Here is a 20,062-nt window from a genome sequence, read left to right on the forward strand (position 1 = left end):
CCCGATGCGCGCTCTACTCGTGCTGTTCAGTTTGATGCTGTCGATGTCATTGTCGGCGGCGGAAAAACTACAGGTGGTTACCAGCTTCAGCATCCTCGCCGACATGACGCATCAGGTCGGCGGCGACCATATTCAGATCACCAACATGGTTGGCCCCGACGCCGATGCCCACACGTACGAGCCGACTCCGGACGACGCCAAGGCACTGCTCAACGCCAGACTGATCATCAAGAATGGTTTGGGTTTCGAGCCCTGGCTGGACCGGCTGGTGACCAGCACCGAGACCAAAGCGCCTGTGATCAACGCAAGCCACGGCGTTATCCCACGCTCACTGGACGAGGACGGCGAGACCGTGCCGGACCCTCATGCCTGGCACAACCTGGCCAATACTGAGCTGTACATCAGCAACATTTCCAAGGCGCTGATCGCGGCTGACCCGGCGAACAAAGCCGACTACGAGCGAAACAGCCAGGTTTACTTGAAGCAGATTTACGCGCTGCTTGCCCAAGCCAAGGCCAAGTTCGGTTCACTGCCACCGGGCAACCGCAAGATCGTCACCTCCCATGACGCCTTCGGCTACCTCGGTCAGGCTTACGGCATCGACTTCATGGCGCCGCAAGGTTTGTCCACTGAACGTGAACCTTCGGCCACCGAAGTCGCTGCGCTGATCACTCAAATTCGCCAGGCCAAGGTCAAAGCCGTGTTTATGGAGAACATCAAGGACGCGCGCCTGCTCAAACAAATAGCCGACGAAAGCGGTGCGCACATCGGTGGCACGTTGTACTCCGATGCCTTGGCGGCGACCGGTCAGGCCAGCACCTTCGCCGGCCTGTTCCAATACAACCTCAATACCCTGTACGACGCGTTGAGCAAGCCATGATCCGCAAGAATCCATCGGGTGATTTACCGCTGATTGCCGAGTCGGCTCACGTGGACACAACTCGGCGGTCGATGGCCGTCAGTTGCCCGAAGACTGTGAGTCTGAGGGGGATTTGCCTTGCCCGCGCTCTTGGAACTGGTGAAAGATGAAATCCGATAACCACCCTCGTGGCCAAGACCAGTCACCGCGTGGCAGATCTGTTCGCCATTTCCGACCGGGGTTATCTCCGAGAAAGCTACCGGGCCGACGTTATTCTGATCAAACCAGAGCCACGCGGATTTTTCCGTTTGCAGAAAACCGGTCCTGTCTCAATGCAACTGGACACCCTTCGCCGGACAGTTTTGCCGTAACAGCGTCAGCACCACGTTCGTATCGGGACGAATTGCCTGGCCCGACAAACGTCTAAATGACAGCTGTCAGGGTTATCCCCTACGGTTCATGCGCTAACACGCGTTTCTTTTGTCCTCGAGTGCACCGACATGATCCACATCACCCTGAGCGACGGTTCATTGCGTGAGTACGACCAACCCTTGTCGGTGTATGAATTCGCCGCGAGCATCGGTGCGGGCTTGGCTAAAGCAGCTGTGGCCGGTCGGGTCGACGGGGTGTTGGTGGACTGCAGGTTCATGATCGAGGCTGACGCCCGCGTGAGCATTGTCACGCCTCAAGAGCCTGATGGGCTGGAGATCTTGAGGCGCTCGTGCGCGCTGATGCTCGCGATGTCCATCAGACAACTCTATCCAAAGGCGCAATTGCAGACCGGAGCGGCACTGGGTGACGGCTTTTTTTATGAGTTTACGTTTGAGCGCCCCTTAGACCTGTTTGACCTGGCGTGCATCGAAACGCGCATGAAGATCCTGGCAGCAACCAATCATTCAATCCGGTGCCGTATGCTCACTCAGACGTTGTCCGCCTACCTTATTGGGGACTTCGAGTGCGTGTCAGTGGGCCCGCATGTGCCAGCAACCCGAGTGTTGGAGGCATTCGCCCTCGACCACATCAGCGGAACTGCGCCGCAGCGGATCTATGGCACTTGCTGGTCCTGCCAACAGGAGCTCGAAGACTGGTTGGCGCCGCCACACGTCATTATCGTCAACATGGATGATCGTCAGGCCGATTATGCGCAATCGGTGACCGAGGCCCTGCGTCGAAACGGTGTGCGCGCTCGTGCGGACTTACGCAATGAAAAGGTCCGCCACAAGATACGCGAGCACAGTCAGCAGGTGCCGTATCTGGTGGTGATCGGGGAAAAAGAAAAAACAGGCGGGTTTGTCAGTGTGCGCAGCCGAACGGGGGAAGATTTCGGCACGATGGCTGTTGAGGTGGTGTGTGACTGGCTGAGGTCGACAGGCATTGCGGGCACATGAACCGGCTCGCCCCCTTCAGATACATACCGTCTCTGTGGGAGCGAGCCTGCTCGCGATGCTATTAAGCTCTAGGCTTAACCGTTCCGCAGTCCTGCCCCAACCAGACAGCACGGGTATCGAGACTGCCCTTTTGCTGGATGCCAGTAGCGTTGAATGTGCCGTTGACCTTGGTGGTGAACTCACGGTCACTGAGGAAAGTCGCTACACCGGCACCCTGCGCTTTCGGGCAACTGAAACGGAATTTCCACTGATTGCCGTTACGGTCGGTGATTTCCTGTTTGCAGCCCGATTGTGGGTCAGTCAACGGAATATTGTCTGACTTCACCTGCTCTGGCGTCAGGCAAGCCCGGATCCCCTTGCCGCCCATGGTGATGCCCTGCTTCTCCAGCTGCGCGCGCTGTTGCGGGGTCATCTGGCCCTGCAATTGGCCGAGGATCAGCTGCAAGTCCGGCAGATTCTGGTCATCGACCTTCATGTTGCTCGTGGTCAGCTCCCACAAACCTGGCTGCAGCATCTGTGCCTGAGCGGCCACGGGGAGTGCTAAACCAAAAGCCAAGGCCAAGCCCAGCAGACGAACGTTCATCGAGTAACTCCTGATCAGTAGTGGCCGTTAGACGTCAGCCATTGGCTTCGGTTCATGGACCAATTAAATAGCGACATTCTGCACGGAACATGGTCTGTTAAGCACTGAATCTTCAGGAGCAAGGCTGCCCCATGGATTACTTTGGACCGCACATTTTCGGCTACATGATTGCACTGCTTCATACGCTGGGCCTGATCGCTGCCATACACGCCGTGCTCACCGTCCGGACCGCCCAGGGATCTATCGCCTGGGCCCTGTCTTTGATATTCATTCCTTACCTCACGCTGGTTCCGTATCTGGTATTCGGCCGCAGCACCTTCGATGGTTACATCAAGGCCCGGCGCCAGGCCAACGAGGAAATGCGCAAAGCCATCTCCGAGCTCAACTGGCGTCCGTGGGTGGAAGAAGCGCTGACCGCCCGTGCTTCAAGTGCCTACGCATCGTTGAGAGCCATGCCGAAATTAGGGCGCATGCCGTGCCTGGCAAACAACGAAGTGCAATTGCTGATCAATGGCCAAGCCACCTTTGACGGGATTTTCGCAGCCATCGACAACGCAAAGGAAGCGGTGCTGATTCAGTTCTTCATTATTCACGACGACCGCCTCGGCCAACGCCTGCAAAATCTGCTGATCAAGAAAGCGGCTGAAGGCGTGGCGGTTTATCTGTTGTACGACCGCATCGGCAGCCATTCCTTGCCCCACAGTTACGTGCAACCGTTGCGCGATGCGGGCGTCGAGGTCAAAGCCTTCGCCACCCGCAGTGGCTGGCTCAACCGCTTCCAGGTCAACTTCCGTAACCATCGCAAGATCGTGGTGGTCGATGGTGTGCTGGGGTTCGTTGGCGGGCATAACGTCGGCGACGAGTACATGGGCGAGAAACCACCGCTGGCGCCTTGGCGCGACACCCACGTACGCGTGCGCGGGCCGGTGGTGGCCTGCATGCAGGAGTCGTTCGCTGAAGATTGGTTCTGGGCGGCGCGCTCGTTGCCACAGCTGATCCTGCCGGACGCCTACCCGGACGACGGCGTGCTCTGCCAATTACTGGCAAGTGGTCCGGCCGATTCCTACGAAACCTGTTCATTGTTCTTCGTCGAAGCCATCCATGCGGCGACAGAGCGGATATGGATTACCAGCCCGTATTTCATTCCCGACGAAGCCGTGTTCGCAGCCTTGAGACTGGCGGTTTTGCGAGGTGTGGATGTGCGATTGTTGCTGCCGTCTCGGCCGGATCACCGCATCGTCTATGCGGCCTCCAGCCTGTATGCCTTCGAAGCCGTGCGTGCAGGTGTACGGGTTTTTCGCTACCAGCCGGGCTTTTTGCATCAGAAGGTGGTGTTGATCGACAGCGAAATCAGCGCCATCGGCAGTGCCAATCTGGACAACCGATCGTTCCGCCTGAATTTCGAAGTGATGCTGCTGACAGTCGACAGCGCGTTTGCCGCCGAAGTGGAACAGATGCTTAACGACGACTTCGCCCAGGCCCATGAAATCGCCAAAGAAGAAAGCCGGGAGACCCATCGCCTGCAACACATTGGCATGCGGATCGCCCGGCTTATTTCACCGATTCTCTAAAGGTAGATGTCGTCGCGAGTCCATGGCAGTTCATGACTGCCATCCGGATGAGCTTTCACCGCGAGAATCTGGTGCAAATTGATCCAGCCCCTGGCGAACGCATAGGCGCATCCCGCCAAGTACAACCGCCAGATCCGCAATGCCTGTTCAGGGACCAGTTTGGAAGCTGCTTCCAGGTTGTCTTCCAGACGTTCGCTCCAGTGGTCCAGGGTGCGCGCGTAATGCAGACGCAGACTCTCGACATCGACAATTTCCAGCCCCGCTTCGCTGATCTCTGCGGAGATCATCGCCAAATGCGGCAGCTCGCCGTTGGGGAACACATACTTCTCGATGAATTCACCGGCACCACGTCCTACCGGACGCCCGTCAGTGTGCTTGGCGGTGATCCCGTGGTTCATCACCAGCCCGCCCTCTTTCACCGCTCCGAACAACGTTTTGCAATACTCGGCCAGGTTTGCGTGACCGACGTGTTCAAACATGCCGACGCTCACCACTTTGTCGAAGCGACCATCCTGAGGCAGATCACGGTAATCGAGCAGCTGCAGTTCCACCAGATCGTCCAGGCCTTCGGCGGTCACCCTTTCACGGGCGAGGGCCAGTTGCTCTTTACTGAGGGTTATCCCGAACACCTTCGCGCCGAACTCACGGGCCGCGTACCGTGCCAGTCCGCCCCAACCGCAACCGACATCCAGCAAGTAGTCGCCTGGCTGCAGCCGTAGCTTGCGGCACAGATGACGGAATTTCGCTTGCTGGGCTTGCTCCAGGCTTTCACTGCCGGTCTCGAAGTACGCGCAGGAATACGCCATGTCGCTGTCGAGCCACAACTGATAAAACGCATTGGAGAGGTCGTAATGATAGGAAATGGCCTTGGCGTCAGTTTCCTTGTCGTGAACAGTGCGCACAGGCTGGCTGTCCCCGTCCTCGCTGAGTAACGCCTGGCTCCATTCATCACAGACGCGAATCACGTCGCTGATCGAGCCTTCGAGTTCGAGTTTGCCTTCGACAAACGCCGCTCCGAGCGCGTCCAGGCTTGGATGAGTGAACTGGGAAACCATATGTGGGTCCTTGACCACAATTGTGACGCTGGGCGCCGGCCCCAGATTGAATTCATGGCCGTCCCAGAGTCGCAGGCGTAACGGTAGCTGCAGATTCTGTAAGGCCGGTGGAAGTTGCGCGAGCATGGATAATCCCCCTTGTTTCAGACGTCTGATGTGAGGGTAGACCATCTTAGAAAATTAGCTGCCTATCGAATGAATAGCCATTTTCTATGGTTCGCGGCGCTTCAACCAACCGTCCTGAATCCACTGTTTCAGCCATGTAACAGCTTGAAGTGGCGCGCCCTCACCATAGCTGACTGCTAAATCGGAACACAGTTCAGCAAAATTCCAGTGCTTCTGAAACATGCCTTTTAGAGCCCTCGCCTCACCAGATTCGACGCTTCGGTAATGACAAACCAGCTCGCTGCGCCAGATCACCACCACATGAGGGGCTTTCAACGCTGCGCTACCGGGGAAACCGCTTTCGTCTTTTACCGAGCGCCATAGCGCAACACTGTTGTACGCACATTCTCGCCATTGCACGGTGGTACTCGGACAGACCTGCAGCGTCGGCCAGTCCTGCGGCGGCAAATTGGCCATGTCTTGCAGCGTCAACGGTTTGCATTCAGGTGCATCGAACGCCAGGGTGAATGCCCATTCAAGCGCTGCCAACTCGGCAAGTGCTGCGCTTTGTTCTGGCACCAGATGCTGGCGAATGAAAGGCTCAAAACCTTCGCCTAGCCATCTCAAACTGAAATGCACCGAGGGTGATTGACGAATGTAGGCAGCGGCAAGCTGTTCGAATTCAACGTCACCCAACCAATGCCAGATCACCGGATAGTCGCCACGCAACACTTCCAAAAGCCGAGCCTGATAGGCGTTGTGATAAATCGCCAGACCAGTGTTCACGTCCAGCGTCGGGCCACCAATCAGGCCGGTGCTCAATGCCGGACAGGCTGCGGACTGCTCCCCCAGCAGATAACTTTCAAAGGCCAGTTGCCAATCGATCAGGCGCATTTCAGTCTCCGGGCCAGCACGCTATCGCCCAGCTCTCGAGCCTTTTGCAGTTCCCCAAGCAGCTCTTCAAAGGGCGGTAGATGGTCATCGCGTTCCAGCAATGTGGCCACCGGGCCGAGATGCTCAAGCGTACGCTCATAAAGCGCCCAGACCGAATCGCTCACCGGATGATCATGGGTGTCGATCACGTAATCGCCATAATCGCTGTGGCCCGCCAGGTGAAGCTGCCGAACCTTGTTTGCCGGCAGCCCTTGAATGAAAGTCCACGGATCGAAACCGTGATTGCGCGAGCTCACGTACACATTGTTCACATCCAGCAACAGCTCGCAGCCGCTCAGCCGGCTGAGTGCCTCAAGAAATTGCCATTCGCTGAAGTCATCGTCGGCGCTGCGCACATAACTGGAGACGTTCTCCAGCACCAACGACCGTTGCAACACATCCTGAACCTGCCGCACCCGCTCAGCCACGTAGTAAAGGCTTTCTTCGGTGTAGGGCAACGGCAGCAGGTCATGCAGCTGATGAGCGTTGCCGCGGCTCCAGCACAGGTGATCGGAAATCCACGCTGGCTTTACTCGTTCAGCCAGAAGCTTGAGTTGATTCAAATACGCGAGATCCAGGGGATGGGGACCGCCGATGGACATCGAAACGCCATGCATCACTACCGGATAACGCTCGGCAATTGCATCGAGGTAGTACAAGGCTTTTCCGCCCTGAACCATGAAATTTTCGGAGACGACCTCGAACCAGTCCACGGCGGGTGACTGCTCGAGAATCTGTTGATAGTAGGCACTGCGTAAACCCAGGCCGTAGCCCAGGCAAGGAAGGGAAGCAGACATTTGCGGGCTCCTCGCAAAGTGGCCGCAGTGGCGCACACCACTGCGGCGGCACGGGTGGTCGGTTATTCGCCGACCTTGCCACCTGCCTTCATGCATTCCGTCTGAGTCATTGCCTTGAAGCCGTGACCTTTGCAAACGCCCTGACCTTTGCAGGCATTTTCCGCAGTCTTGCAATCGTTCATGCCTGCGCACGACGTCACGCCGTAGCAGTGCACCTGAACAGCGTCAGCAGCCTGTGCCTGCGTGGCAACACCGGCAAACAAAGTCGCTGCGGCGAAAGCGAGAGCGGCACCGGCGGTGGCGTTTTTGAAGTTCATATTTATATCCTCGGTAATCGTCAGGGTGGTCGGCTGAACGGTTTGTTCAGTCCCGACACAGCACTAGAGCGCGCTGCCCCCAACGGCGTTACAGAGGAACGAAAAAAGTTTTCGGGGCGCCTAAGGCGCCTCCTCCAACTTCAACAGTGGCTCTTGAAAACGCAGTAATCGTCCGGCATTCCCGAGCACCAGCAGCGTGCTGAGGTTATGCAGCAATGCAGCGATCATGGCCCCGGCGGCACCGAGCCAGCCGAATGCCGCGAAGGCAACAATCGCCAGGGTCCAGCCCAGACCGATGATCACGTTGACCTGCAACGTCTGCCGACACTGGCGACTCAACCGCACACAGGTGCCGAGCCGACGCAAGTCGCTGCCGATCAGCACGATATCGGCAGAGGCCAGCGCGATGTCTGCACCGCCAGCGCCCATGGCCACACCCACGACACCGGCCTTGAGTGCCAACGAGTCGTTGATGCCATCGCCCACCACCATAGGCCGGAAACCGTTTTCGATTTCCGTCAGCACACGATTGAGTTTGTCCTCAGGCAAGGCTTGCGCTTCGACATCGCTGATGCCGACATCGCGAGCCAGCGTGTGCGCGACACTTTGCCGATCACCGGTGAGCAACAACTGACGACCCAAGCCCAACTCTCGCAACTCGCTCAAGGCGAATCGCGCCTCAGGTTTGACACTGTCGGCGAGCAACAGCCAGGCAAGGAATTCACCGTTGAGCGCCAAGCCGGCAATCGGGCCATCGTGTTCGGGAACCGCCGACGTGACGATGCCCAATTGTGCAAACAACTCCGGGCGACCGAGTGCCGCTTCGCCCTGCTCTGTCATCGCCACTACGCCCAGACCCTGGCGTTCGTGAATGTCCGACAGCAGCAGAAAGTGTTCCTGCGTGACCAGACCGGCAAGCGCGCGACTGACTGGATGACTGCTGGCCGAACCAAGACTCGCGGCGAGCTTCATGACATGGCTGCGGTCCACCAACGGACTGTCGATCGACTGCAGCCGCAATGTGCCAAACGTCAGCGTGCCGGTCTTGTCGACCACCAGCGACGTCAGGTCCGCCAGTTCCTCAAGAAACGCCGAACTGCGGATCAGTATCCCGTGGCGTGCTGCGACAGCGACACCAGCAATCGCCGTGGCCGGCGCCGATAACACCAACGCACAAGGACACGCCGCCACCAACACCGCGAGCATCGCTTGGGCGTCGTTGGTGACAAACCAGGTCACTGCTGCCAACAACAATACCAACACCATGTAGCTGCCGGCATAGCGTTCGAGCAGACGCGTGATCGGCGGTTTGGATCGCTCGGCGCTTTGCATCAGCGCGATGACTTTGCCCAAGGTCGATTCGTTGCCGGTGCGCGTCACTTCGATCCGCAACAGGCCGTCGAGATTGATCGCTCCGCCGAAGACCTGCATGCCGACACCCGCCTCTATCGGAACGGACTCACCGGTAATCGATGCGGTGTCGAGGCTCGCCTGCCCCGACAACACTCGACCGTCGGCCGGCACTCGATCGCCCGCACGCACTTCCACGATGTCGCCGGCCTTGAGTGTGCCGTTGTCGACTTCGAGTATCGAACCGTCTGCCTGAATCTTGCGGGCATGGCTGCGGGTCAGTTTGCCGAGGGCACGGATCGCTTCCTGAGAACCGATGACGCTGCGCTCCTCCAACACGTGGCCAAAGATCATGATGATTGGCAGTAAGGCGGCGGTCAGCAAATCTCCCGTGGCCCAAGCACCCAACATGGCGAGAGCGATCAGTTGATCGGTGATTCCGTGCAGGCTTGGATAACGCAAGCTGTACCACGCCGAGCGCATCACCGGCACGGCCACCAGTAGCGAAGCGAAGCCCAACAACAATTGGCTGACACCGGTCTGCTGTGGCGACAACCAACGCCAGATCAGCCCGAGACTGAGCAAGCCCAGTGCAAGCATGGCCAAGGTCAATTGACGCGCGGCGCTGCGTTGTTCAGCCGAGGACAACAGGCTCGGCGCGGTGGTTTGGGCAGTCATTGTGCGGCTCCCTGAATGATCAGGCGCGAATCGTCTTTCGGATTGACCGTTGTCACCGAGCCGGCCTGACCGAGAATTTTCGGCATCCGCTCACGGTAAATGCGCAGCAACATTTGCGGGTCGGTGCCCTGTTGTTGCGCCTTGGCCAGGCTCAGCACCGTGGCGGTATCGGCCGAGGCTTTTGCCAGTCGTTCGCTCGCTTGGGCATGGGCAACTTGCAGCGTTCGGTCACCTTGCTCATTGGCGGTCTGAGTCAGCTTCTCGGCGTCAGTGCGCGCATTGGCCACGGCTTTGTCGGCCTGTTGGCTGGCGGTCAGCACAGCGTTGAAGGCGTTTACCGCAGGGCCGGGCAGGCTCGACTGCACGTCCACGCGCGTGACTTCGATGCCGATGCCCTGCCCTGTCGCTTTCAGCTCGGCCAGGCGTTGATTGATGCCCTGCACCAAATCACCCCGCAGGCGTTCGCGGCGTTCGGCCGCTTGAGTATCCGTGCCGATCAGTTCCGGGCGAGCCACCAGGATCGTGTCCAGGTCCCGTGCTGCCGTCAGTGCAACGGCGCTGCGAGTGACCAGTCGATCGAGTGCCGGCAGCACGTGCTCACCTTGAAGCACGAAGGCGTAAGGTTCAGTGACCTTGTAGAAAACCCGTACATCGAGTTGCACCACGCCGGCGTCTCCGGTCAGCAAATAACCAGAGCCTGCGAGCGCATCACTTAGAGGTGTCGCGAACGACGCCACCCGATCGCCCTGCAACGCTGCATCGCTGCGAAGCAGATTTTCCACCCGACGTTCGATCACCCGATCTGCGGCCGGCAACAGAATCACTTGCTCAAAAGGTCGCGGCCAAGCCAACAGCAGGCCGGCGTTCTGGATGCGATCCAGGGCGCCAAAATGCAGAACCACTGCGCGATTTTGCGGATCGATTTGCCGCACATTGGAAAACGCCCACGCCAACGCAGCCAGAACAGTCACCGCATAAAGCGCGAGAAAAGCCAATCGTCCAGCCTGAATCCATGGGCTACTTAACTCATGTGTTCCACGTGGAACTAATTTCATGGCTGCGACCCGGGTTTGATATCGAGGGTCGGCGGCCCATCAACCAACACCCGAAAAGGCGCGGCATCGGTGCGCAAAATCAGTTTGGTCCCCGGCGTAACGATCGTGCCTAACGTGTCGAGCGAGCGCAGCAAGTTGTAAAGCTGAGGTGAGCCGGCGTAGGCGCGCCCGTAAATCTGCGCCGCTTCGACGCGGGATTGGGCTTCGATGTCAGCCGCTTTCACCGTTGCATCTGCTTGTACGATTCGCGCGTCACGCTCGGCGGCGGAGCGAATTTGCGCCGCTTCACGTTTGCCGATGGCAGTCCGTTCGGTGGCAATGGTTTCACGCTCGGCGCGCATGCGGTCAACGGTGGCGGTGAGCGTCACCGACGGCAAGGTCAAGCGTTCGATACCCACTTGCAGCACCCGCACGCCATAAGTGGTGAGTAATTGTTGATCGATCTGCTGACGCAGCTGCGCTTCGAAATCAGCGATGTGAACCTGGTTGGCGTCGGTATTCACCAGGTTCGCCAGATCGAAACTGCTCGCTGTAGTTTCCAGAGCGGAGCCTACAAAGGTACGAATCTGCCGCGCCGCTTCGTCCGGCTGATTTTGCACTGCGCGCATAAAACGCTGCACGTTATCGGGATCGCCCTGAACCTGCCAAGCCACATAAGCCTGAACAATGATGCGCAAGCCGTCGCGCGTGCCGACATCCTGCAAACCACTGGAAGTCGTGCGCAGCCGCAGATCGACAGGAATGGCGGCTTCAAACGGTGCAGGCCAGCGCCAGCCGAGTCCTGGTTCCAGCAACACCCGCGAAGGATTGCCGAAGCGCGTGATCACCGTCGCCTCTCCCGACCGGACTTGAACGACGCTCGCAGCGGCGATGGCGAACGCCACCAGCAACGCCGCCCACCCCATGCGCCGCCATGGGAACGGCCCCGCTTCCTGGGGATCACCATGATGGTGATGATGGTGGCCGTGGTGATGACCGCCATGGCCGTGATCGTGGCCGGCGTGGTCATCGTGATCGTGAGTGTGCGACGGGCTCAATGGGTAGCTCCTGGTTGAGCGCTGGAACGCGGCGACGCAGGATCAGCCGGCAGCGTGAAAGTACGTAGGTCGATGGTCGGCGCATTGCCGCTGCCGCCCAGACGATGGTCGAGCACCAGCAACCTGGCATTGGCCAGGCCCTGAGTCAGCTGGCTGAAATACTGCTCCAGCACAAACGCCTGGCCCGCACTGGCATACGCCTTCTGCTCGGCAGCGAATTTCAAATCCGCCGCCTGAGCGGTGGCATTGATTTCGTGCGCACTCGCGGTCGCTTGATCGCGAGCGATACTGGCTTGCAGTTGCGCCTGATTGGTCGCCTCTGCTGCCGCACCGCGCTCGCGGGAGATCAATGCCTGAGCGCCAATCTGCGCCGCCTGAACACCGTGATAGGCGTTGGCGGCGCCCGCTGGCGGATGAATCGCTTCGACTACGGTGGCCAGAATTTCCACACCGCTGTCGAGTTTTTGCAGGTCCGCCTGTACCGCCCGACCAATCTCCTCGGCCAGCCCTACCCGGTCCTCACCGAGCAAACCGTCGAGGGTTCGTGAGGCGAAGTCATGAACCAGAATGCGGCTGGCGGTGCTGCGGATCAGTGTCGGCACATCGGTGCTGTTGTAGGTCGCGGCCAACGCCGCTTGGTCGGTCAGACCGATGCGATAAACGAAGCGCACGTCCATATTGACGATCTGAAAGCTCTGCTTGTCGCCACGGCTGCTGGCAATGACCTGGGATTTATCGTTCACATGGCTGGCGTCCCACAACCGATTGGCTGTTGCTGGCGGCGGACCTTCAGCAGGATCGGTCACCAGCGGTGCCGAGGCATCGCCAACGCTGGTCGCCAGTTCGTGAACCACGCCATTTTCAACGCTCAGCACTCGACCCAACGGCCACGGTAAACCGGCGTGCAAACCGGGGCCGAACACCTCTACCGGTTTGCCGAAGCGCTCGTAAATACCTCGTCCTTGGAGGGGAATTTCGTGAATACCGGTCAGCAACCAGCCCACGATTGCCACCACTGCCAACACCGGAAGAAACGCCCGGCGCATGTAGGTGAAAGCCCAAATCTGCCGCAGGTCGATGCCAAAGCGGTTGTGCAGTTCGTGTTGCAACGCCAGCAAGGGTTGCGGCGGCCAACGCAGCAGGTCGGCGACAAAACTTCGCGCCAATAAACCCGGCTCAAGGGATTCACGACGAGGACTGAACAACGACAGCACCGCGCGCAGCAGCAACTCGACCGCGACCAGTCCCGGCAGCAAGCCGATCAAAACGGCCAGACGCACTGGCCAAACCGATGCTTCGCTGGCGAACAACAAACACAAGGCGCCGAGCACCAGGCAAATGATCGCGACCCGGCTCATCTGCGCCAACGGCGCTGCCTCGGGCCACTCAGCCACATTTTCCTGAGCCAGTTGGCGCTCCAACACCAGCAAACCAAACGCCAGCAACAAAGACAGCGCGGCGCCAATGCTCGCCGATACACCCAGCGGGCCGGGAGGCAATGCCAGGTTCCAGAACTGGCTGAGGCTGTACAACGTCAACAACGCCCAGCCGCCGAGCCAGAGTGTCGGCGCACCGACCTGACTCAGCAGGCGCGCCGAACGCTGACCGAGGCCGTCCAGCAGCCGCTCATACCAGCCTTCAGGGGCAACGGCGTCGTCAACCTCCACCACGACCGGCAATGTTGGGTTCATGGCCCACGCCCGCCACTGCGTCACCCACCAGGCCGATTGCAGACCCGCGATCAGCACCAGCAAGCCAGCGCTCTGACTGACCAGCAATGCGGCCCACAGCGAAAACGGTGCAAACAGCCCGACAAAAAACGCCAACGCTAAACCAACTGCCGCCAAGGCACTCAGGCCAATGGCGAACTGGCGCAATCGCCGTCCTTGAAAAACCGCCTGCTGAAAGCGCGGCAGCCCTGCTACCGGCGTCCCATCGACTTCGAGATCGACTTGCATACCACCCCATTGCTTATCATTGATCACATCGCAATTCGTTACGATATAACGAAAGTGGTGAAATTTATGTGCTGAATCGCTTTATCTAAAAACGCACGACCTGTCGCTTGCCTGAAGCCTTGACCGAAATAGCCGGAAACGCACATATTACGCTCGTAATTTTATTCAAAGACTATTTTATCCAGCCCGATTCCCCTTCCAGGAGTGCATCCATGAACACCTACGACGTCGTGATTCTGGGCGGTGGTCCCGGTGGTTATAACGCAGCGATTCGTGCCGGTCAGTTGGGATTGAAGGCGGCGTGCGTCGAAGGCCGCGCGACCCTCGGCGGCACCTGCCTGAACGTCGGCTGCATGCCCTCCAAGGCGCTTTTGCATGCCTCGGAGCTCTATGACGCGGCCATGGGCAGTGAATTCGCCAACCTGGGGATCGAGGTTAAACCGACCCTCAACCTCGCCCAGATGATGAAGCAGAAGGACGAAAGCGTCGCTGGGCTGACCAAGGGCATCGAATTTCTGTTTCGCAAAAACAAGGTCGACTGGATCAAAGGCTGGGGCCATATCGACGCGCCGGGCAAAGTGACCGTGACCGACAACCAGGGCGGCAAGACCGAACTGAGCGCCAAGGACATCATCATCGCCACCGGTTCCGAGCCCACTCCCCTGCCCGGCGTCGAGATCGATAACCAGCGCATCCTCGATTCCACTGGTGCGCTGTCATTGGCTGAAGTGCCGAAACACCTGGTGGTGATCGGTGCTGGCGTCATCGGCCTGGAACTGGGTTCGGTGTGGCGGCGCCTCGGGGCCCAAGTGACCGTAGTCGAATTTCTCGATCGTATCTGCCCTGGCGTGGATGCAGAGGCGGGCAAAACCCTGCAGCGCTCGCTGAGCAAACAGGGCATCAGTTTCAAGCTGAGCTCGAAAGTCACCCGCGCCACCCCATCGGCAAGCGGCGTTCAACTCAATGTCGAACCCGCTGCCGGCGGTGCCGCCGAAACAATTGAAGCCGATTATGTACTGGTCGCCATCGGCCGGCGGCCTTACACCAAAGGCCTGGGGCTGGAAAACGTCGGTCTCACCACTGACAAGCGCGGCATGTTGGCCAACAAGGGCCATCGCACCGAAGCGGCGGGCGTGTGGGTGATCGGCGATGTCACTTCCGGGCCGATGCTTGCCCACAAGGCCGAGGATGAAGCCATGGCCTGCGTCGAGCAGATCGTCGGCAAGGCTGGCGAGGTCAACTACGACCTGATTCCCAACGTCATCTACACCAGGCCTGAGCTGGCGAGCGTCGGCAAGACAGAAGAGCAGCTCAAGGCTGAAGGTCGCGCGTACAAGGTCGGCAAGTTCCCCTTCAGCGCCAACAGCCGGGCGAAGATCAACCACGAGACCGAAGGCTTCGCCAAAGTGGTGGCCGATGAGCGCACGGATGAGATTCTCGGCGTGCATCTGGTGGGACCGAGTGTCAGTGAAATGATCGGCGAGTATTGCGTGGCGATGGAGTTCAGCGCGTCGGCTGAAGACATTGCGCTGACCTGCCATCCGCATCCGACACGGTCCGAGGCGTTGCGTCAGGCAGCGATGAATGTGGAGGGAATGGCAACGCAGATGTAAGAAGCCTGCAGATGATCGTTCCCACGCTCTGCGTGGAAATGCCTCTACGGACGCTCTGCGTTCGGCTCTTGATGTGACGCGGAGCGTCACGGGCTGCATTCCCACGCAGAGCGTGGGAACGATCGGATATAGCGGCAACGCAATTTTAAGTTGGCAAATGCCCCAACGGCAACGCCCCTGGCGTCTTCACCGTATGAATCGCAAAGTTGCTGCGGATGTCACTCACCCCCGGCAACTTCAGCAGTCGCTCAGTGAGAAACCGGTCATACCCGCGCAAATCCGGCACCACCACTTGCAGCAGGAAATCCGATTCTCCTGACACCAGAAACGCCGAAATCACCTCAGGCAGCGCCGTCACCGCCAGGCGAAAGGCTTCTGCCTGCTCATCGTTGTGGCGTTCGACCTTGACCCCGACAAACACCGTCAGCCCAAGCCCCACCTCGTCACGATCCAGATTGGCCTGATAGCCGCGAATCACCCCGGCTTCTTCCAGCATTCGCACCCGACGCAAACACGGCGAGGCAGACAAACCGATCTCCTCGGCCAGTTGCACGTTGCTCAGGCGGCCGTCCCGTTGCAGCGCGGCGAGAATTTTGCGGTCATAGGCGTCGAGTTTCATTGTTTGGCAGATCCTGATGGCTTGAACACCACAAAGTGGCAGGTTATGCCAAATATCGATGCTTTAGAAGCGAACAACGCAAGCACCTGCCCCATCCTTGAGTCCTAGACTGGCGCTACCAAATCGACAACGAATGGGGTGCAACATGGCGGGACTCTGGCTGTTTTTCATGGCGCTGGCGGTGGTTTATTTGTTGCCGGGGCCCGACATGATTCTGCTGCTACAGACCGGCGCCCGGCAGGGTAAAGGCGCGGCGTTGGCGACGGCGGTGGGCCTGGGCATTGCCCGTGGTTGTCATGTGGCGTTGGCTGCCTTGGGGTTGGCGGCGTTGTTCAAAGCCGCGCCGTGGACCTTCGATGTGGTGCGTCTGGCGGGGGCTGCGTATTTACTGTGGATCGGCATCCAATGTCTGCGAACCACGATGCTGCCGAACCTGAACAGTGCAGACACAACCACCGAGAAACCCCATTGGCGTGAAGCGATTCAAAGAGGGTTGCTGACCAACCTGCTCAACCCGAAAGCGCTGCTGTTCTGCTCGGTATTGCTGCCGCAGTTCATCAACCCCAGTGCCGGGCCGGTACTCGCACAATTTGCGGTGTTAGGCGTGATACTGGTCAGCGTCGGTTTGCTGTTCGACAGCGCCTACGCCTTGGTCGGAGCCGCACTGGGGCGCTGGCTGCAACGCAGCCCGTCGGCCCAGCGCCTGCAACAGTGGTTGTTCGGCAGCCTGTTGATTGGTTTCGCCGTGCGGCTGACCTTTGTTCAACAGGCTTGAGCCTCACTGCGCTTTACGACGGCGGCGCCGACTGATCACCACCAGCGCCGCTGCCGTTACCGTTACCGTTACCGCGATAATCCCGCCGATCTGCAATAGCCGCTTATACGGTCGCAGAGCTGAACGGGTGGAGTCTGTCACCTGGGTCACATAACGTTTGCTGGCGTTCTCGAAGTCCGGATACGGGCACTGGTGGCCGAAATCCACCGCCCAATCCACGTACGGTCCTTCTTTGATGTAGCGCTGGTACAGCGCACTTTGGTCTTCGAGGCTACTGTTCCACCCCGCCGCGGAACATAACACCGCCGCGAAAGCCTGGCTGGTGTGAGGCAAGTTATCAGCAGCGCGATTGGCCAACGCCGTCGCGACAAAACGGTAGTGGTAACGCTCGTCGGGTTTGGCGGCACTGGCTTGCTGACGCTGGATTTCACCTTCCGCCACCAATGGCCCGACCTTGAGCTCAGTCGTCTCCAGGCTGTAATTGCCGCCGAACGTGGCGTAGTCCGGCGCCATTTCATAACCCAGAATGTCCATGCCCCACTCGCGCGCCGTCCAGGCCGCATTGAACAGTGCGGCGGCGCGCTTTGTCGGCCACCACGCCGCATCGGCCAACTGACGTTGTTGCGCATACAGCCGGGCTTTTTTCTGTAGATCAGGATTATCGAAGTACACCAGCGCTTCGTCATACCGCTCTTCGCGCAGCAACCGCCGCCCAAGCAAATTGCGCAGTTTCGCCGCCACCGGCAACGGCACGTAATTGTCACGGTCCTGCTGGCTGAGCGGTGGCGGTGCCGACACCTGGGTGTCGACGTAGTGCTTGAGTTCATCGACGGTCAACACGCGCTCGGCAACGGTCGCGGCATCGAGCCAGTAGATGCTTTGGCTACGATAGAGCTGATCGAACGCTTGCAGGTAATCGCCGCGTTGCAGCGACAGAATTGCGCTTTCACCCTCGACCCGGCATTTGGGTTGGAGGCTTTCAAAGTCGTAGTCCGGCGTGCGCCGCTCACCCCAGGACTCATTCTGCGGGAAGGCTTGGGCCGCCTTGGCATACGCCGCAGCCGCCGCGTTTTTATCGCCCTCGCGCAACGCCAGTTTCGCCCGCAGCCACCACGCCAGACCGCCGTCCCCGGCATGCTCAAGGAACGCTTTGGCGCTGGCGTAATCGCCCTGTTGATAATTCATCGCCGCCAGTCGATCAGCGTTATCCAGGCTGCCGCGCGTGCTGTTTTGCAGAAGTTTGATCAATTTTTGTTCATTTGGCGGTTGATCACCGAATGACCAGCCCAAGCGGCTGATCAGCGATGCCGTGACCAGTTGCTGCACCGGTTTGCCTTTGAGCAGCTCGGTCAGTTGATCGTCAGGCAATGCCAGCAGATCAGCCATCAACAATTTGAGCGAGGTGTAGCCCACCGCCGAACCGTGGAGGTTTTGCGTGGCATAGAGTTCGACGGCGCTGTTCCAGTCACCTGCCGTCCGGGCCACGCGGGCCTCTTCGCCGAGGCTGGCGACACCCAGTTCCAGCGGGTCGCTGAAGCCGTCAATGCTCAGCTGACGGGTCTGCTTGAAGGCCTTCCGTGACTGCGCCAGCAGCTCAGGCGTTGCGCCCGTCTCGGTGCTCATGGCAAACAACGCTCGGCCCAGTGAGTAGGCGGCCCAAGTGCTACGCAACGGACGTTGATCCGCCGGCAATGCCAGCACCTTCTGGAAGTACTCGGCGGCCAACCCATGATCACCCGCGCCAAACGCCACAGCACCAGCCAGGTAGAGCATGTGCTCAGGCGGCAGGCTCGCGCCTTGAGCCTCGACTTGATGTGCATCGGTCAGCGTGCGCAACTGTTTGACCAGCGCCTGCTGTTCAACCGTCAAGGCGGCTTGCTCGGCCTGGTCCCGTTGATCGGCGTAGTTGGGCTCATCGCCGTAGCCGGAGGACGGATTGTTGGTGGCGGCCGTGACATTCTTCAGCCCGGCGATCGCATGTCCGAGGCGATTGATCTCGAACTGGAAGTTGCCTTCCGGCAGCTCTGCCAGCGACTGGGCGCGGTTGTCCAGCAAACGCATCGGGAAGTCCGGCCCACAGGCCAGCGCCGAACCCAGCGGCAGACTGAGGCTCAGGCAAAGCAGATGGCGGGGCCAGTTACGGGTGAACATTCGAACCTCCTTGATCAATGTGTGTGCAGCGTGCCCAACCGATGCCGCGTTGCCCGCCGGCCGGTAGCCTGCCCTCGTGCTGGCGGGTGAAGGTAAGCAGATCCGGGCTTTGTTGCAATGCATAACCGGCCAGCGCATCAGCGCCATCACAGCCCTGAACCGCCAGCGTCACACGTTCGGGCCAGGCACTGTCGAGGTTGCCTGGATTGCTGACGCTGATGTCATAGAGACCATCCTGTGCGCTGAGTTTCAAACTCAAGTGACTGTCGAGCACATCACCGCGCGCAACGGCACCCAGCGTGTTCAGGCTCCAGGCACGACGATCCCCCGCCAGCGGCAGGCGAAACCAGATCAAACCGGCCAGATGCGCGGGTGGATCGGCGCGCAACTCGGCGGCAAGCTTGCTCAGCTGCACAGGGTCCGCGAGCAATTCCCGGCGTTTACCGACTCGTTCGACCGGCACTTCACTTTCCACCACCGGCGCACCGCTGGCCCGGGGCAACAACGCCACGCCATAGGCCGGTAGCGCCAGATAAAAGGGTTTCTTCGTGATGCCGCTCCAGGCCTTGGCCCATTTCCCGGCCTGAACCGCGTCAAACAAGCCTCGACTCGGATCGCTGACCGCATGCACCTGCAACACACTGCTGTCGACGGTCGCCAGAAGTGTCGGCAACTCAGGGCTGTCGATCCAGGCCGGCAGCGCGGTGATACTCAACGGTAGAGAAGCGGGTAAAACCGCGCGTAGATGGGTCAGAAATGCCCGATAAGCCGGTAGCCGAGCGCTACCCGCGTCATGGTCGATTTCCACGCCAGAGAGAATCAGCCCCTGCCCTTGCCAATCGCCGAGCACTTGCTGGATTTGCGCCGTAACCTCGTCCTGATCCAGCGCCTTGAGTTGGCCATCGAGGCGAATCACCGCAATCAGCGGGCGGCCATCGCGCTTGAGCAGCGCCGGATTGATCCGCGCCCTGCTCCAACCGGCCCCAGGAAATGCCTGCAACGCCAGCACGCGCAACGTCGAAAAATCCGCGCGGCTGTCCTTCAGCGCGGCGTCATGGGCCGGGGTCCATTGCCGTTGCCAGACGTAGAGTTGCTGATCGAGCGGCGGTGCGGTTTTTTGCTCGCAACCGTTGAGTAACATCAACGCGGCAAACACCACCGCCAAACGAATTAAACACATGAAATGCCGGGTCCCTGACAACGCAAAGTCGCAGGGTA

17 protein-coding genes and 2 pseudogenes are annotated in these 20,062 nt (G+C 59.6%); 7 read left to right on the forward strand and 12 right to left on the reverse strand.

Features of this window, described 5'->3' with window-relative positions:
• The first annotated feature begins 4 nt into the window (after positions 1-4).
• The 4 genes and pseudogenes from HNR03_RS13735 (at position 5) to HNR03_RS13750 (ending at position 2,247) form a co-directional block, all read left to right on the forward strand.
• Positions 5-880 (forward strand): metal ABC transporter substrate-binding protein, encoded by an 876-nt coding sequence (locus HNR03_RS13735; RefSeq protein ID WP_259154105.1) that lies wholly within the window; start codon positions 5-7, stop codon positions 878-880.
• Positions 877-978, forward strand: a pseudogene (locus HNR03_RS31920) (hypothetical protein); the annotation flags it as partial. The gene HNR03_RS13735 and the pseudogene HNR03_RS31920, both read left to right, overlap by 4 nt.
• A 16-nt stretch (positions 979-994) precedes the next feature.
• A pseudogene (locus HNR03_RS13745) lies at positions 995-1,327 on the forward strand (dihydroorotase); the annotation flags it as partial.
• 32 nt (positions 1,328-1,359) lie between these two features.
• Entirely contained in the window at positions 1,360-2,247 is an 888-nt protein-coding gene (locus HNR03_RS13750) for a His/Gly/Thr/Pro-type tRNA ligase C-terminal domain-containing protein (protein WP_222589111.1), read from the forward strand.
• A gap of 61 nt (positions 2,248-2,308) precedes the next feature.
• On the opposite strand, the gene HNR03_RS13755 is transcribed toward HNR03_RS13750, so the two are convergent.
• Positions 2,309-2,830, reverse strand: coding sequence for a DUF3617 domain-containing protein (locus HNR03_RS13755; RefSeq protein WP_222589112.1), 522 nt, complete (start codon positions 2,828-2,830; stop codon positions 2,309-2,311).
• A 131-nt stretch (positions 2,831-2,961) separates the two neighbouring features.
• Between HNR03_RS13755 and cls the strand changes: the two genes are divergently transcribed.
• Positions 2,962-4,401 (forward strand): cardiolipin synthase, encoded by a 1,440-nt coding sequence (gene cls / locus HNR03_RS13760; RefSeq protein ID WP_259154107.1) that lies wholly within the window; start codon positions 2,962-2,964, stop codon positions 4,399-4,401.
• On the opposite strand, the gene cfaB is transcribed toward cls, so the two are convergent.
• The 8 genes from cfaB to hflK (HNR03_RS13800) form a co-directional block, all read right to left on the reverse strand.
• Complete coding sequence (gene cfaB, locus HNR03_RS13765; RefSeq protein WP_222589114.1) at positions 4,398-5,582, reverse strand: C17 cyclopropane fatty acid synthase CfaB; 1,185 nt, start codon at positions 5,580-5,582, stop codon at positions 4,398-4,400. The genes cls and cfaB overlap by 4 nt on opposite strands.
• A gap of 84 nt (positions 5,583-5,666) precedes the next feature.
• Positions 5,667-6,455 (reverse strand): DNA-binding domain-containing protein, encoded by a 789-nt coding sequence (locus HNR03_RS13770; RefSeq protein ID WP_259154108.1) that lies wholly within the window; start codon positions 6,453-6,455, stop codon positions 5,667-5,669.
• Complete coding sequence (locus HNR03_RS13775; protein ID WP_259154109.1) at positions 6,446-7,291, reverse strand: DUF692 domain-containing protein; 846 nt, start codon at positions 7,289-7,291, stop codon at positions 6,446-6,448. The genes HNR03_RS13770 and HNR03_RS13775 overlap by 10 nt, the downstream gene beginning before the upstream one ends.
• 62 nt (positions 7,292-7,353) lie before the next feature.
• Positions 7,354-7,608 (reverse strand): hypothetical protein, encoded by a 255-nt coding sequence (locus tag HNR03_RS13780; RefSeq protein ID WP_090177703.1) that lies wholly within the window; start codon positions 7,606-7,608, stop codon positions 7,354-7,356.
• 120 nt (positions 7,609-7,728) lie between these two features.
• Complete coding sequence (locus tag HNR03_RS13785; RefSeq protein WP_222589117.1) at positions 7,729-9,636, reverse strand: cation-translocating P-type ATPase; 1,908 nt, start codon at positions 9,634-9,636, stop codon at positions 7,729-7,731.
• Positions 9,633-10,691: a protease modulator HflK gene (gene hflK, locus HNR03_RS13790; protein WP_259154115.1), complete on the reverse strand. Its 1,059-nt coding sequence runs from the start codon at positions 10,689-10,691 to the stop codon at positions 9,633-9,635. Before hflK (HNR03_RS13790) ends, HNR03_RS13785 begins: the two co-directional genes overlap by 4 nt.
• Entirely contained in the window at positions 10,688-11,728 is a 1,041-nt protein-coding gene (hflC, locus tag HNR03_RS13795) for a protease modulator HflC (RefSeq protein WP_259154117.1), read from the reverse strand. Before hflC ends, hflK (HNR03_RS13790) begins: the two co-directional genes overlap by 4 nt.
• Entirely contained in the window at positions 11,725-13,686 is a 1,962-nt protein-coding gene (gene hflK / locus HNR03_RS13800; RefSeq protein WP_259154119.1) for a protease modulator HflK, read from the reverse strand. The genes hflC and hflK (HNR03_RS13800) overlap by 4 nt, the downstream gene beginning before the upstream one ends.
• A gap of 212 nt (positions 13,687-13,898) precedes the next feature.
• On the opposite strand from hflK (HNR03_RS13800), the gene lpdA reads away from it, so the two are divergent.
• Complete coding sequence (lpdA, locus tag HNR03_RS13805) at positions 13,899-15,299, forward strand: dihydrolipoyl dehydrogenase (RefSeq protein ID WP_259154120.1); 1,401 nt, start codon at positions 13,899-13,901, stop codon at positions 15,297-15,299.
• 145 nt (positions 15,300-15,444) lie between these two features.
• Here the strand turns inward: lpdA and HNR03_RS13810 are convergent, their stop codons facing one another.
• On the reverse strand, positions 15,445-15,918 hold the full coding sequence (locus HNR03_RS13810) for an Lrp/AsnC family transcriptional regulator (protein WP_208670780.1): 474 nt from the start codon (positions 15,916-15,918) through the stop codon (positions 15,445-15,447).
• 145 nt (positions 15,919-16,063) lie between these two features.
• Here HNR03_RS13810 and HNR03_RS13815 point away from each other — a divergent pair, with 145 nt between their 5' ends.
• Positions 16,064-16,693 carry a LysE family translocator gene (locus HNR03_RS13815; RefSeq protein ID WP_259154121.1) on the forward strand — a complete coding sequence of 210 codons (630 nt, stop codon included), beginning with the start codon at positions 16,064-16,066 and terminating at the stop codon, positions 16,691-16,693.
• A gap of 3 nt (positions 16,694-16,696) precedes the next feature.
• Here the strand turns inward: HNR03_RS13815 and HNR03_RS13820 are convergent, their stop codons facing one another.
• Positions 16,697-18,844, reverse strand: a complete 2,148-nt coding sequence (locus tag HNR03_RS13820) for a hypothetical protein (protein WP_259154122.1) — start codon at positions 18,842-18,844, stop codon at positions 16,697-16,699.
• A complete protein-coding gene (locus tag HNR03_RS13825; RefSeq protein ID WP_259154124.1) occupies positions 18,831-20,024 on the reverse strand; it encodes a DUF3142 domain-containing protein in 1,194 nt (397 codons plus the stop codon). The genes HNR03_RS13820 and HNR03_RS13825 overlap by 14 nt, the downstream gene beginning before the upstream one ends.
• Positions 20,025-20,062 lie beyond the last annotated feature (38 nt).

It is taken from the genome of Pseudomonas sp. JAI111, assembly GCF_024809425.1.
Taxonomy (GTDB): domain Bacteria; phylum Pseudomonadota; class Gammaproteobacteria; order Pseudomonadales; family Pseudomonadaceae; genus Aquipseudomonas.

Coding starts and splice junctions, on each gene's coding strand:
- HNR03_RS13735 (WP_259154105.1), top strand. CDS start 5: ATGCGCGCTCTACTCGTGCTGTTCAGTTTGATGCTGTCGATGTCATTG.
- HNR03_RS13750 (WP_222589111.1), top strand. CDS start 1,360: ATGATCCACATCACCCTGAGCGACGGTTCATTGCGTGAGTACGACCAA.
- HNR03_RS13755 (WP_222589112.1), bottom strand. CDS start 2,830: ATGAACGTTCGTCTGCTGGGCTTGGCCTTGGCTTTTGGTTTAGCACTC.
- cls (WP_259154107.1), top strand. CDS start 2,962: ATGGATTACTTTGGACCGCACATTTTCGGCTACATGATTGCACTGCTT.
- cfaB (WP_222589114.1), bottom strand. CDS start 5,582: ATGCTCGCGCAACTTCCACCGGCCTTACAGAATCTGCAGCTACCGTTA.
- HNR03_RS13770 (WP_259154108.1), bottom strand. CDS start 6,455: ATGCGCCTGATCGATTGGCAACTGGCCTTTGAAAGTTATCTGCTGGGG.
- HNR03_RS13775 (WP_259154109.1), bottom strand. CDS start 7,291: ATGTCTGCTTCCCTTCCTTGCCTGGGCTACGGCCTGGGTTTACGCAGT.
- HNR03_RS13780 (WP_090177703.1), bottom strand. CDS start 7,608: ATGAACTTCAAAAACGCCACCGCCGGTGCCGCTCTCGCTTTCGCCGCA.
- HNR03_RS13785 (WP_222589117.1), bottom strand. CDS start 9,636: ATGACTGCCCAAACCACCGCGCCGAGCCTGTTGTCCTCGGCTGAACAA.
- hflK (WP_259154115.1), bottom strand. CDS start 10,691: ATGAAATTAGTTCCACGTGGAACACATGAGTTAAGTAGCCCATGGATT.
- hflK (WP_259154119.1), bottom strand. CDS start 13,686: ATGCAAGTCGATCTCGAAGTCGATGGGACGCCGGTAGCAGGGCTGCCG.
- lpdA (WP_259154120.1), top strand. CDS start 13,899: ATGAACACCTACGACGTCGTGATTCTGGGCGGTGGTCCCGGTGGTTAT.
- HNR03_RS13810 (WP_208670780.1), bottom strand. CDS start 15,918: ATGAAACTCGACGCCTATGACCGCAAAATTCTCGCCGCGCTGCAACGG.
- HNR03_RS13815 (WP_259154121.1), top strand. CDS start 16,064: ATGGCGGGACTCTGGCTGTTTTTCATGGCGCTGGCGGTGGTTTATTTG.
- HNR03_RS13820 (WP_259154122.1), bottom strand. CDS start 18,844: ATGTTCACCCGTAACTGGCCCCGCCATCTGCTTTGCCTGAGCCTCAGT.
- HNR03_RS13825 (WP_259154124.1), bottom strand. CDS start 20,024: ATGTGTTTAATTCGTTTGGCGGTGGTGTTTGCCGCGTTGATGTTACTC.